Here is a 12,278-nt window from a genome sequence, read left to right as displayed (position 1 = left end):
GGCGAGTATGTAATGGCGGAATCATTTGAGTCTATATACCGCAGAGCCTGTGAACGCAAAGGAGGAGAAGCAGTGCTTGAAGCAATGCTTCAGCCTCCCTTATCGAAAGCGCAAATTGCTAGTATTCCCGATGACCGCTTTTTAGCTGAAATGACAAAAAAAGTTTTTCAATCAGGTTTTGTGTGGCGAGTAATAGAGCAAAAATGGCCAGACTTTGAAACTGTCTTCTTTGGTTTTGACGTGGATAAAGTGTTGTTGATGCCAGATGAAATGCTGGAACAAAAGGCCTCAGACAAACGCATTGTGCGTAACTACAAAAAAGTTATGACGGTGAGAGAAAACGCAATCATGATTAAAGATGTGGCCCGTGAACATGGAAGCTTCGGTAATTTTGTTACTGGTTTTGATGCCAATAACATTACCCAGTTGTGGACATTTTTGAAAAAGCGCGGGGCAAGGCTTGGTGGCAATACGGGTCCGTACATGCTGCGTGCATTGGGTATTGACACGTTTTTGTTTTCCCGTGATGTGGAAGATTATTTGCGTAAAAATGACATTATTGACGGCGGGCTTACATCGCAAAAGTCACTCAATGCGGCAAATACCGCATTTGCACAATGGCAGCAACAAAGCGGGCGGTCACTTCAAGAGATTAGCGCTATTGTCGCTTTTAGTTGGGGAACCAATACTAGGGTGGCATAAAGCTTTTGCTTGCCACCACAATCCGATACACTTCAGCTTTACGTAAACTTTTCATAGAACAGGACTGTCATGAGCGACAATCAGACTCCCTCTACATCAGTAGATCCTACGGCAGAGCACACTACTCATTTTGGTTTTAAGCAAGTTGATAAAGGGCAAAAGGCCTCACTTGTTGCCAACGTATTCGATTCCGTGGCCGCCAAATATGATGTAATGAATGACTTGATGTCGATGGGGGTTCATCGTCTTTGGAAGCGTTTTACTATTGATTGCAGCGGTGTGCGAGCTGGCCAAAAAGTATTGGATATTGCTGGTGGTACTGGTGACTTAACCGCAAAATTTTCAAGACTTGTTGGGCCTACGGGGCGCGTGACCTTAGCCGATATCAATTTGTCTATGCTGAAAGTAGGGCGAGACAAACTCCGCGACCGCGGTTTGGTAAGCAATATAGATTATGTACAAGCCGATGCTGAAGCTTTACCGTTTCCCGATAATCACTTTGATGTTGTAACAATGGCCTTTGGCCTTCGCAACGTTACCGAGAAGCAAAATGCGCTCAATTCTATTTATCGTGTGCTTAAACCGGGTGGTAGATTGTTGGTACTTGAATTCTCTAAGCCTACCTCTGAGCAATTAAGCAAGATTTACGATATGTATTCATTTCACATTTTGCCAAAAATGGGGCAATTGGTGGCTAATGATGCAGAGAGCTATCAATATCTCGCTGAAAGCATTCGCATGCACCCTGATCAAGAAACATTAAAAGGCATGTTTGAAGAGGCTGGCTTTGAGCAGTGCGATTATCAAAATTTAACCGGTGGTATTGTGGCACTTCATCGAGGATATAAGTTTTAATGCCTACTTCCGCTTTGGTTGCTGCTACTGTTGAATCGGCCATTAATAAGCTTCTGTCGTTAGACGATGAAAGTGAGAAACGTTTAAAAGCACTCAATGGCGCAAGGTTAACTGCGTTTGTCTCTCCTTTGCCATATGGTGTAACGCTCTCATTTTCAGACAGCGTGGACGTTTTAACCGAGCACGGTTCGTTTGAAGATGTGGTTAGCCAACTTGGCCCCCGAGACTGCTGCATTAAAACTTCATTACAAACGCTGCCAGAGCTGAAAGAAACCAGTCAACTTACCCGATTAATACAACAAAAAGCACTCTTCTTAGAAGGAGAATTAAATGTTGCGCAGCAGGTAAGTGGTCTATTTCAGCAATTAGAAATTGATGTAGAAGAGTTACTGGCATCAAAAACCAACGATGTATTTGCGCATCAGTCGGTAAAAACAGCCTCAATTATTCATGAAAAAGCGAAGACTACCTTGGCTACTGCAGCGCGCCTATTTGGCAATGCAATTGTAGAAGAGAAGCAGGTAGCTGCGCACAAATTAGCTGTGATGCATTTTAGTGATGAAGTTAACGCGCTTCGCGATCACACCGACAGTGTAGACGCCAGACTGCGTCGTTTAGAAGAAAAGTTAAAGTAAAGAGACTAGCATGCGTATTGTTAGGTTGTACCGAATTAACAAGGTATTGTTAGAACACGGCCTTGATGAACTAATTCCTGCCAAGTGGCTGCCTTGGTATGCGCGCGCTATGCGTCATAGTATTTTCTGGATACGCAACAAGCACGAAGGCAAATCTGCGGGCGAGCGTATTACACTTGCACTGCAAGCATTGGGGCCGGTTTTTATTAAATTTGGTCAGATGCTGTCGACTCGACGTGATCTTCTGCCACCAGCTATTGCTAATGAACTGGCGCGCTTACAAGATAAGGTTGCACCGTTTTCGTCTGACGCTGCACAAGCCATTATTAAAAGCGCCTTAGGGCTGGATGATTTACATGACTTGTTCAGCGATTTTGAAACCACACCGCTAGCGTCAGCCTCTATTGCCCAAGTTCATGCCGCGAAGTTAAAACACAACAACGAAGACGTGGTGGTTAAAGTGCTTCGCCCAGATATCCGTGACACCATTGTGGCAGACATGGAATTACTGTTTAGTTTAGCCAGTGTACTTCAGCGCTGGCTACCTGACGGTAAGCGATTGCGACCGGTTGAAGTGGTAGTTGAGTATCGAAAAACCATTGTAGATGAATTGGATTTACTTCGTGAGTCTGCAAACGGCATTCAGTTAGGGCGAAATTTTGAAGGTTCAGAAGCGCTTTATGTACCGAAAATTTACAGCGACTACTGTCGCAGTAATGTTTTGGTCATGGAACGTATCTATGGCCTACCTATCTCTAATATTGATGCGTTACTTGCGCAAAATACCAATATGAAAACCTTGGCTGAACGCGGCGTTGAAGTATTCTTTACACAGGTGTTTCGCGACAGTTTCTTCCATGCAGACATGCATCCGGGCAATATTTTTGTCTCTAGAGAACACCCCGAGAACCCACAATATATTGCCATTGACTTCGGCATTGTGGGTACGCTGAATCGCGAAGATAAGCGTTATTTGGCCGAGAACTTTATCGCCTTTTTTAATCGCGACTACCGCAAAGTTGCACAATTGCATGCTGATTCAGGGTGGGTGCCTCAAGACACCAATATCGATGAATTTGAAATGGCAATTCGCACAGTGTGTGAGCCTATTTTCCAAAAGCCATTGGCAGAGATTTCATTTGGTAACGTGTTATTGCAGCTGTTCAACACCGCACGTCGATTCAATATGGTGGTACAGCCACAATTAGTGCTATTACAAAAGACCTTACTTTATATAGAAGGGCTAGGGCGACAGTTGTATCCGCAATTGGATTTGTGGCAAACCGCTAAGCCGTTTCTAGAAAACTGGATGAAAGAACAAATTGGACTTTCAGCCATGATGGGAAAGGTGAAAGAAAACTTGCCATTCTGGTCGGAAAAGTTACCTGAAATGCCAGACCTACTGTACGACAGCTTACAGCAAATCAAACGCTTACCTTTACAACAGCAGCGCAATCATACAGCTTTACTGGCTGAACAGAAGAAAACTACTCAGACCACTCATTTGAGTGTAGTGGGTGCGACATTTGTTCTTTTGGCTACAATTTTGCCTATTTACGACTTATCTTGGTATTTTCCTGCGTTTTCTGGCGTTATTGGCGCTACTTTCTGGTTTCTAGCGTGGCGTAAAGGGTGTTAGTGACGCTTTCAGAAGAATGAATTTTTTATGAAATCGCGAGTTTAGCAATTAATTTGTATATTAATCGTCCCGAAGAGTGTTATAGTGCACATGGCTTTAAGCCAAAGTCTTTAAATAGACGCGATTTTGTATTATTTGCTATATGTTAAACCACTCGAGTTACCCGGTAATTTGTTGTAAGTTGTTTGTCCATTCGTAAGTAAGACCCAATACTCCGCCAATTTAAAGACTCTAAAGAAACTTGTTACACGCGCTCATGCGCAATTTAATACGAAATTTGAGGTCTATACGACATGTCTAAAGTTACAGGCACAGTTAAGTGGTTCAACGCTGATAAAGGTTACGGTTTTCTAACTCAAGATAACGGCGGTAAGGACGTATTCGTTCATTTCCGTGCGATCATCTCTGACGGTTACAAAACGCTTCCAGAAGGTCAGCGAGTAGAATTTGAAGTTGAAGAAGGTCAAAAAGGTCTTCAAGCTGCTAACGTGCAAGCTATCTAAGAATTCAAAAACGGCGGTCAATTGACCGCCGTTTTTCTTTCTCTATCTCCGTTTCTCTCGTCCTTTAGTCACCACTCCATCTTCGCCGTTATATTGCTTTCCCTTGCCGTTTAATGCTTTACTAGCCGTTAGAATATTTCGCAAAGAGCAATACATTCTTGCAATCATTTCTTTGTTTTCTGGTATTGCTGTTTATAAAGGGAGTTGTCATGTTTTTTCGAACGTTATTGTTGAGTGTATTCCTTCTTGTCATCAAACATGCGCAAGCGCAAAGTACACTACCATCGTCAATACAGCACCAAGTAGAGTCACAAGACGTTCTCGTTATGGTACTCGGTCAACCTATTGCGGTTGCAGATGTTTTGCCAAGTGAAGATGTGCGCAAACAAATGCGCGAAGGCGCCAATGGTAATTATGCTGAAATGCTATCATTTGCCGTCGATATGAATGCCTCGAATAAAGTGCTTGAACAGCTATTAAACGACTATGCATCAAAAAAGGGAATTGTTGCCGATGCGCAACTTGTCCGTAAATTTATCGATAAATTTGGTGGCGAAAATAGTCAAAAGAATAGTAGGCCAGCAAATAGTGCTCACGAGGACAATGCGTCGCCCAAAGCAATTGAAGAAATAGCAAAGCTCCAAGTCCTTAAGTACCTCACTGAGAAGTCTTTATACGAAGAGTTTGGTGGTACGGTCATTTTTCGCCAATCAAACCCACAAATGCCCATCGATGCCTATCGCACACTGCTTAGCCAATATAGTACTCAAGGTCAGCTCACGTTTAACGATAGCGAACTAGAAGAGGCATTTTGGAGTAGTTTTAAAGCACCATTCAAATATATTGTTCCCGCTGAAAATGTTGACTTCAGTCAACCATGGTGGCTTTAACACACTGTAATATAGAGCGCAGATTTTATCGTGAAGTACAATTCAATAGATAATGTAGATAAAGCTATATTAGCGTTGCTTCAGCAAAATGCTGAGCTCCCTGTTTCTGAAATTGCTGAGCAGGTTGGGTTGACGGTCACGCCCTGCTGGCGACGTATTCAAAAATTGGAAGAGAAAGGTGTCATTTCACATAGAGTTGCTCTTCTACAAGCACGTCAATTGGGTCTAGCCATGACTGTATTCGTACAGGTGAAAGCAGGCAAACACGATGGAAAATGGCTTGCAACCTTTGCTAAACATGCAGCTTCTTTTGATGAGGTTGTGGAGTGCTATCGCATGTCGGGTGAATACGATTATTTATTAAAAGTTCTGGTCACCGATATGGATTGCTTTGATCACTTTTATAAGCGCTTGGTTAACGGCATCGAATTTTCTGATGTCACCTCAAGCTTTGCGATGGAACAAATAAAATATACAACCGCTGTCCCGCTTAACCATTTATAAGAAAGGTATATGTAATGAGCCAACCCAACCCGCATTGGAATGACATGTTAATGCTTGATAAGCAGCTTACTGATGAAGAGCGAATGATCAGTAATTCAGCGAGAGATTTTTGTCAGACTGCCTTGATGCCGGGTATTGTTGAGGCCAACCGTCAAAAGCAATTCAATCCTAATATCATGCGTCAGTTTGGTGAGATGGGGTTATTGGGTGCTACCATTAATGGGTATGGTTGCTCGGGAGTGAACTATGTGTCTTATGGGCTAATTGCGCGTGAGGTAGAGCGAGTTGATAGTGGTTATCGAAGTGCAATGAGCGTGCAGTCATCACTGGTTATGCACCCAATAAACGCATTTGGTAGCGAGGAACAAAAACAGAAGTATTTACCAAAGCTTGCCACAGGTGAATACATAGGTTGCTTTGGACTAACTGAGCCTGATGCAGGATCAGACCCTGCATCCATGAAAACGCGCGCTAAAAAAGTCGATGGGGGATTTCATCTCTCAGGAGCGAAAATGTGGATCACCAATTCGCCGATTGCTGATGTGTTTGTCGTGTGGGCTAAAAATGCAGATGAAGACAATGCAATACGCGGCTTTATTTTAGAGAAGGGGTGGCAAGGGTTAAGTGCACCAGAGATCAAAGGTAAGTTATCTTTGAATGCGTCTATCACGGGTGAAATAGTGATGGACAAGGTGTTTGTACCCGATGAAAACATGTTGCCGAAAGTATCAGGTTTAAAAGGGCCATTTAGTTGTTTGAATATGGCTCGTTATGGTATTAGCTGGGGGGCAATGGGTGCTGCCGAGTTTTGTTGGCACGCTGCTCGTCAATACGGATTAGATCGTTATCAATTCGGGAAACCTTTGGCGCAAACACAGTTATTTCAGACAAAACTTGCCGATATGCAAACTGAAATTACCCTTGGGCTTCAAGGGGCATTGCAATTGGGAAGGTTAATTGATAGCAAACTTTACGACCCTGCAATGATCTCACTAATGAAACGCAACAATTGTGGTAAAGCGTTAGATATTGCGCGAAAAGCCAGGGACATGCATGGGGGAAATGGTATTTCAGATGAGTTTCATGTTATGCGTCATATGATCAACTTAGAAACTGTAAATACTTATGAAGGAACCTATGATGTACATGGGCTTATCCTAGGTCGAGCGCAGACAGGCCTTCAAGCTTTTTTCTAAAACTGTGAAATGAAAAAAAGATGATAGCGGTCTCCTTTTTGTACGATAAGTTTACTTTAATGTAGCAATAGCAATAAAAGGGCGCAGGAAAAAGTATGCACCCACTAACTTAACTAATGAGGACGTGCATGTTTAACACCATCAAACAAAGAATTTTACTGGGCTATGCATTGGTTATTGTTGTTGCTGTACTTAGTGCAGTTATCCTCACTAAGAATAATGATCGCGTAGAAGGGCTAGTGGATACGTATGTTTCGCAAACTCTTCCTTCACTTAATGCCATCAACAGTATTCACAGTGACAGCAAAGAGCTAGTGTTAATAGCATACTCATTGTATGGAACCACACTCGGCGCAGAGCAATTTGATAAACGCAAAAAGCAGATTGCTCAATCAATTTCGCAACAGTTTGCTTCGCTTTCCAGCAACAACGGAAGTGCAGCGCAAAAGGAATTCAATAAGTTACTCGCCGCAATTACTGCGCTTCAATCTACTATGTCAGCATCTTCTGTTAGTTGGGATAATGCGAGGGATAATCTCACTGTTATTACTTCTGCATCCAGTGCACTTAATACTTCATTAAGTGATTTAAGAAGGGGAGTTGAGAAGGCCGCCAGTGACAGAACCATGGCGATTTCTTCTGAACTCAACGCGAGCAAGTGGATAATATTCACATTAGTTTTTTTGCTGTTGTTGGTGTCAGTAGTGGGATACATTTTATCTAAGTTACATATTGCGAATCCGATTGAAGTGATGTCACAGACGCTCAATACACTTGCGCGTTCTCGCCGTTTGGCGACACACTTGCCCAATCAGCAACTTGCAGAGCTAAATGCCATTACGCAAAGTGTTCAAGGTTTGCTTCAGGTATTCTTAAAAGGCATGCAAGAGGTGCAGTCCGCAGTAAACGAGTTGAATCAATCGTCAACGGCCCTTGACGGTGCAACAACCCATTCTGCTAGCGCAATTAGCAACTTCCAAGGCGATATTAAGCAACTGGTGTCTATAATGGATACACTCTCTGGAGAAATGGAGCAAAGCTTACAGTTATCACAACGCGCAGCCAATGAAGCGCAGTCTAGTGCAGAGCAAGTAGCTCGAGGTCGAGATGAGGTTGAAAACACAGCGCAAGCGATATCGGATTTAACAAGCGACATCGATAAGACGGCATATTCACTTGACCGCTTACAGAGCGATGGGAAAAACGTGTCGAGTGTTGTATCAACCATTGCTGAAATAGCCGATCAAACAAACTTGTTAGCACTTAATGCAGCAATTGAAGCGGCAAGGGCTGGGGAGTCGGGTAGAGGGTTTGCAGTGGTAGCTGATGAAGTGCGGACTTTAGCATCTCGCACTCATCAATCTACCGTTGAGATCAACAGCATGTTAGAGAACATTGTCGAGTCGATAAAAACATCGGTGTCTACCATGTCATCGAATAAAGATAAGGCTCATAACGCGTTGGCACTTGCCAATGAGCTAGTGAGTACATTAGATACAGGAAGGGAGAGTATTCTTTCACTTGTGAAAGTAAGTACTGATGCATCATCATTGGTTCAACATGCCAAAGCACAAGTTACTGTGGCGCGAGAGGGCGTTCTAGATTTTCAGCTATTAGGTGACAACGTAAAGTCGGCGAATAATGACGTTAATAACGAGGCTAAAAACTTGTTAGGGCTAGCGCAAGAATTACAAGCTAATGTAAATACTTTTAAACTGGTTTAACGTAAGTTTATATTCAGTGTTTTGTTAGCCAATGTGATTTTCATTATGTAAAAAGGGATATGGATCGTCATCGGATGTTAAAGTAGGGCGAGTACCTTGTGCTTGCCTGTAATAAATGGAAGTGCAAAAAAATGGGGCCTATAATAGGCCCCAAGGATCATAAATGATTTTGGTCTTCAACGTGCTGTTCTGCGAATATCTTGGATTTCTTTTTAATTTTACATCCGAGGATACGCTGCGCATTTTTGCGGCCAATATAATGAGCCACCGTATAGGGGTGAGCGCGCTTGAAGAACCTTGAAAATGAGTGAAAAACATTTTCCATATTTTGGCTCCTTCTTAATAAAATTACCCCAAATGAAATATAGTAATATTACACTTTAATGTCAATGTGTAATATTCAATTTTTTCTTCTCAGGATCTAATTAGTAAACAAGAAGCCGGTTTATCTAAACACTGAAAATGGTATCTGCTATATATTTAGTGCTTTTATTTGAGCAGCTGCCTTAGTAATAAGACAGCTTTTCCGCTTTTCCTGAAAATATTTTGTACACTAACGCGGTGTAGGCCAAAATAACGGGTACAACAATAACAACACCTACAAGTAAGAATCGCAGTGAATCTGCATCACTTAAAGCTTCAAGTATTGTCATCTTCCCTGGAATGATAAAAGGGTAATAGCTAATGGCAAATGCAGTAAAGCACAACAAAAACACCAATAGTGCTATAAAGAACGGAAGCCATTCACCTTTGCCTTTTGCGCTAGGCAATTTCTTTAGAAGTACACCGCAGAGTAATAGCAACCCAAAGCACGCGGTGGGAATAGCAAATAATACATAGCCCCACGGAGCTGACAACCAAAGTGCACTTACCTCATCGTGCAAGGCAAGATTAGCCACACTTACCGCTACAATTCCCAAGGCTAAAATGAATAGCCCTTTGCGTGCCCAATAGTACGCTTTTTGCTGAAGTTCGCCTTTCGTTTTCACAATTAGCCAACACGCGCCAATAAAAGCGTAAGCTGCGGTAACACCAAGGGCAGCCAGTAAGGCAAACCCTTGTGCCCACATGTCTGTGCGCAATCCCGTAACATAAATGCCCAGCATGTACCCTTGGGCTAAGGTAGTCAGCAATGAGCCATACTTGAAGGCCAAATCCCATTTACGTTTTTTACTTGAGCTACCTTGGCACGAAAGTCAAAGGCAACACCACGCAATATCAGGCCAGCCAACATTAATGTGGCAGGTATATAAAGGGTTTGCAAAAACGCGCTATGTGCTTGCGGGAAAGCAATAAGCAAAAGGCCAATGGCCAATACCAACCAAGTTTCGTTGGCGTCCCAGTATGGGCCAATTGACGCTATCATATCGTTTCTAAAGTCTTCCTCTCTTGGGGGGAATAGTACGCCAACACCCAAGTCATAGCCGTCTAGAATGGCATAGAGCAATACCGAGAGCCCTAACAAACCTACATAAATATTGCCCAACATTTCAGTAGAGAGGGTATCAAACATAATAACTCCTTATGCCGTGGCTGAATTTGTGGAAGAAAGGGGGGGTTTTTGCTTAGATTGCTGGCGTTCTTCTGCGGTGATCTCTTCAATTTCTACCGAACGTCGGCACATCAACATCAGTGTACGGATATAGGCAACCAGTAACGCCGCATAGATAACTAGATAAAGTGTGAAAGAGAATGCAATGTTACTTGGTGGAAGCTGTGTTACGGCATCTGCCGTTTTTAGTACACCGCTAACCAAATAAGGTTGGCGACCAATTTCAGTTACATACCATCCTGCCAATGTAGCCACCCAACCACTAAACGCCATACCTACAAAGGTTCTGCTTAGCCAAACAGGGAGTTTTTTGCCACGTAACAAGTACACACTGCCAAGCCATGATACAAGTAGCATTAACATGCCTACGCCTACCATAACGCGAAAACCATAGAAAACGGGCGCGACAGGAGGGTATTCACCTTCAAATTCGTTTAGCCCCTTTAATTCGCCTTTCATTTCATGGGTGAGTATTAGGCTTGCACCATAAGGAACGGGAATTTCAAAATGATTCTCTTTACTTTCTTCATCTGGAATTGCAAATAAAAGCAATGGAGCGCCTTTTGTGGTTTCCCACAACCCTTCCATCGCCGCTACTTTTTGAGGCTGATGCTCTAAGGTATTTAAGCCGTGCATATCACCTGCAAATATTTGCAGCGGGATGAGAATAGCAGCGGTGTATGTTGCGGTTTTAAATGCTAGTTTAGGGGCTAATTTGTCGTCGCCTTTCAATAAGCGGTATGCAGAGAGGCCCGCGATCAAAAAGCTCGCAGTGAGCCCAGAAGCTAACATCATGTGAAAAAAGCGGTAGGGAAAAGAGGGATTAAAAATAATTTCTTTCCAATTCGTGGCATACACCACACCGTCTATTACCTCAAAGCCTTGTGGTGTTTGCATCCAACTGTTGAGCGCTAATATCCAAAATGCCGATGTTGTTGTACCTAAAGCGACAATTAACGTTGATGCGGTATGTAACCAGTTAGGTACGCGGCGAATACCAAATAACATAATGCCTAGAAAAGTAGCTTCTAGAAAAAAGGCGGTAAGTACTTCATAGCCCAAAAGTGGGCCGGCTACATTTCCCACCTTTTCCATAAATCCAGGCCAATTGGTACCAAATTGAAAGGACATTGTTACGCCACTGACCACGCCTAACGCAAAACTAAGCGCGAAGACACGCACCCAGAAGCGGTACATGCGCATCCACACTGGGTGACCAGTAATGTTTGAGCGCAGCTTAAAGTAGAATAGAAACCACCCCATCGCCATGGTGATGGTGGGAAAAAGAATGTGAAAGCTAATGTTAAGCGCAAATTGTAATCGCGACAGTAAGAATGCATCCATAGCTGGCTCCTTAAGGGTGGTCTAGTTAACGCTGTTTTTACCCGGTAATAGTTTGTCTTTCAGATCAAGCATGCGGCCTACGCCAGAGCCAAGTTTCATTAACGTGTTTAATTTCTCTGGGCCTAAATTTTGTAGTTCTTCCGACCACGCAGTTACTGACTCAAGCAAATCGTGAATCTCATTAAGCTTGTGTTGTGCACTAGCTTCTTTATCATTTCCCGGCGCATCGAGCAGTAAATCGCGCAATAGACTCATGGTAGGGTCTATTTCACGTTTTCTTCGCTCTTCAAAAACACGGTTGGCCAATGTCCAAATATCACCGGCGGGAATGAAAAAGTCTTTGCGTTCTCCGGGAACAAGGTGTTGTTTAACCAAGCGCCAAGACTGCAATTCCTTAAGGCCCATGCTGGTGTTACCTCGAGAAATATTTAGCGCATCAGCAATTTCTTGCGCTGAAATAGGTTCATCGTTTAATACGATAAGCGCCAAAATTTGCCCGACTGTTCTATTGAATCCCCAACGGCTACCCATTTCGCCAAAATGCATAACTGCTGAGGTAATAAGTGGTGTCATCTTCATTTTTGTTTCCTGCTGAAGTTTCAGAAATTACTGAAAGTTTAATGCGGTGTTTGATTTAGATCAATGTTTTTGTGTGTCGGGTTGTAGATATTTGTAAAGACTTAAAATTGCTGCCACTCACATAAATAAAAAATCATCCATTGATCTATTTTTGA

12 protein-coding genes and 1 pseudogene are annotated in these 12,278 nt (G+C 42.9%); 9 read left to right on the top strand and 4 right to left on the bottom strand.

The annotated features are described in order from the left end of the window. Nucleotides 1–12 precede the first annotated feature (12 nt). From EYR97_RS09290 to EYR97_RS09250, 9 genes are all read left to right on the top strand, one after another. On the top strand, nucleotides 13–702 hold the full coding sequence (locus EYR97_RS09290) for a DNA-3-methyladenine glycosylase I (protein WP_131093554.1): 690 nt from the start codon (nucleotides 13–15) through the stop codon (nucleotides 700–702). 69 nt (nucleotides 703–771) lie between these two features. Then, nucleotides 772–1,557, top strand: coding sequence for a bifunctional demethylmenaquinone methyltransferase/2-methoxy-6-polyprenyl-1,4-benzoquinol methylase UbiE (gene ubiE / locus EYR97_RS09285; protein WP_131093553.1), 786 nt, complete (start codon nucleotides 772–774; stop codon nucleotides 1,555–1,557). Then, the gene (locus EYR97_RS09280) at nucleotides 1,557–2,192 is read left to right on the top strand and encodes an SCP2 domain-containing protein (RefSeq protein ID WP_131093552.1); all 636 of its coding nucleotides are present in this window, start codon (nucleotides 1,557–1,559) and stop codon (nucleotides 2,190–2,192) included. The genes ubiE and EYR97_RS09280 overlap by 1 nt, the downstream gene beginning before the upstream one ends. 10 nt (nucleotides 2,193–2,202) lie before the next feature. Continuing rightward, a complete protein-coding gene (gene ubiB / locus EYR97_RS09275) occupies nucleotides 2,203–3,831 on the top strand; it encodes a ubiquinone biosynthesis regulatory protein kinase UbiB (protein WP_131093551.1) in 1,629 nt (542 codons plus the stop codon). A 293-nt stretch (nucleotides 3,832–4,124) separates the two neighbouring features. Beyond that, entirely contained in the window at nucleotides 4,125–4,334 is a 210-nt protein-coding gene (locus EYR97_RS09270) for a cold-shock protein (RefSeq protein WP_012519905.1), read from the top strand. 209 nt (nucleotides 4,335–4,543) lie between these two features. Further along, the gene (locus EYR97_RS09265; RefSeq protein ID WP_131093550.1) at nucleotides 4,544–5,224 is read left to right on the top strand and encodes a hypothetical protein; all 681 of its coding nucleotides are present in this window, start codon (nucleotides 4,544–4,546) and stop codon (nucleotides 5,222–5,224) included. A gap of 45 nt (nucleotides 5,225–5,269) precedes the next feature. Beyond that, nucleotides 5,270–5,728: an Lrp/AsnC family transcriptional regulator gene (locus EYR97_RS09260; RefSeq protein ID WP_131093703.1), complete on the top strand. Its 459-nt coding sequence runs from the start codon at nucleotides 5,270–5,272 to the stop codon at nucleotides 5,726–5,728. A 14-nt stretch (nucleotides 5,729–5,742) separates the two neighbouring features. Next, nucleotides 5,743–6,924 carry an acyl-CoA dehydrogenase gene (locus tag EYR97_RS09255; RefSeq protein ID WP_131093549.1) on the top strand — a complete coding sequence of 394 codons (1,182 nt, stop codon included), beginning with the start codon at nucleotides 5,743–5,745 and terminating at the stop codon, nucleotides 6,922–6,924. 128 nt (nucleotides 6,925–7,052) lie between these two features. Next, entirely contained in the window at nucleotides 7,053–8,648 is a 1,596-nt protein-coding gene (locus EYR97_RS09250) for a methyl-accepting chemotaxis protein (RefSeq protein ID WP_131093548.1), read from the top strand. A gap of 157 nt (nucleotides 8,649–8,805) precedes the next feature. On the opposite strand, the gene EYR97_RS21875 is transcribed toward EYR97_RS09250, so the two are convergent. The 4 genes and pseudogenes from EYR97_RS21875 to EYR97_RS09235 all read right to left on the bottom strand — a co-directional run bounded on the left by EYR97_RS21875 (nucleotide 8,806) and on the right by EYR97_RS09235 (nucleotide 12,123). Then, nucleotides 8,806–8,973, bottom strand: coding sequence for a hypothetical protein (locus tag EYR97_RS21875; RefSeq protein ID WP_165478013.1), 168 nt, complete (start codon nucleotides 8,971–8,973; stop codon nucleotides 8,806–8,808). A 181-nt stretch (nucleotides 8,974–9,154) separates the two neighbouring features. Further along, nucleotides 9,155–10,161: pseudogene (gene cydB / locus EYR97_RS09245) on the bottom strand (cytochrome d ubiquinol oxidase subunit II). Between the two features lie 9 nt (nucleotides 10,162–10,170). Continuing rightward, a complete protein-coding gene (locus EYR97_RS09240) occupies nucleotides 10,171–11,544 on the bottom strand; it encodes a cytochrome ubiquinol oxidase subunit I (protein ID WP_131093547.1) in 1,374 nt (457 codons plus the stop codon). 21 nt (nucleotides 11,545–11,565) lie between these two features. Then, the gene (locus EYR97_RS09235) at nucleotides 11,566–12,123 is read right to left on the bottom strand and encodes a GbsR/MarR family transcriptional regulator (protein ID WP_131093546.1); all 558 of its coding nucleotides are present in this window, start codon (nucleotides 12,121–12,123) and stop codon (nucleotides 11,566–11,568) included. Between the last annotated feature and the right edge of the window lie 155 nt (nucleotides 12,124–12,278).

Origin of the sequence: Alteromonas sp. KUL42 (genome assembly GCF_006538325.1) — a bacterium.
Taxonomy (GTDB): Bacteria; Pseudomonadota; Gammaproteobacteria; order Enterobacterales; family Alteromonadaceae; genus Alteromonas.
This window is presented reverse-complemented; position numbering and strand designations above follow the sequence as displayed.